Origin of the sequence: Rubritalea sp., assembly GCF_039830215.1 — a bacterium.
GTDB lineage: Bacteria > Verrucomicrobiota > Verrucomicrobiia > Verrucomicrobiales > Akkermansiaceae > Rubritalea.
Window position 1 is genome coordinate 607 of sequence record NZ_JBDOPO010000108.1, and the last position, 1,026, is coordinate 1,632.

Consider the following 1,026-nt stretch of genomic DNA (forward strand, 5'->3'; position numbering starts at 1 on the left):
ATCCAAGGCAGGGTATGAGGCCCCCTGCAAATGAGAAGAAAAACTTAGACCATACAATTTGATCTCGATCAATAGGAAGAAGACCAAGGATCCAAAAACGGCGACCTTCAAGGCTAATTGATGGAAAAACAAATCGGGTTGTGAAAGTTGAAAAGATGAGACCTACGACAGCTAAGTTGAGATGCCCAATAAGGGATGCGTAGACATGCGAGTAGTTAAATGAGCGGAGGTTATAGAAATAAAGGCCCAAAAGACCAAAAAAGATTATGAATTGAGACCATTGAGTGACGTCGCGTCGGAAAATTTGGAGGTCTTTCACAAGCAGCAGGCGAATAGGATTTCCAACGTGTGATCCGCCACGTGTGAGTAGTTCATCAAGCCAGAAGAGTTGTCTGCGCTTCCTGATTGGTACTTCTGCCTGCAGGTTGCTGTAGCCTTTACGGTAGGTCCAGCGTGCAACCCAACTGGCTATAAGACTGAGAAGAAGTGCATTGGCGAGAATCAGCCCCAAGAACTTCAATGCTTCACGAGTGCTTTGATTAGTCAAGTCGGGGGATTCTCCGCGTAGTGCCGCATCGAGAAGACCGGAGGCAAGCCACCAACTCGGTAGAAATACCTGCTCGGTCATGGCAAGGCGAGACAGCGTTTCCTCAAACCAAGCAGTTGTGAGCAACTGGCTTTTTGTGGAACTAAAAGTTGACCATGAGATCCAAAAGATTCCTACGGCGACTAAAGCAAATGATATTGATAAAGCGTGAAGTCGTAGTCGAGGTAGTCCGGCAACGACCAGCATGCACAATATGCTGCCGATAGACGCTGGAATAACAACAAAAGTAACGATAAACGGTACAATCATTACGAAAAAGCTCCAAGGTGCGTCCCGCACTATGCCGTACGCAATGAGCATCGGGCTACCAAGAAGAATGAAGCCCCAACTCGAGAACCAGAGTGCCTCTGTAAATTTGTGTGCATGGATTGTCTCAGCACGTAGAGGGCATGTTAGGAGAAAAGACGACTCACCTGACC

General features: G+C 47.3%; 1 pseudogene. It reads right to left on the bottom strand.

Annotated elements, in window-relative coordinates:
- Positions 1 to 976 (bottom strand): annotated as a pseudogene (locus ABGY95_RS03670) (hypothetical protein); the annotation flags it as partial.
- Positions 977 to 1,026: the final 50 nt, after the last annotated feature.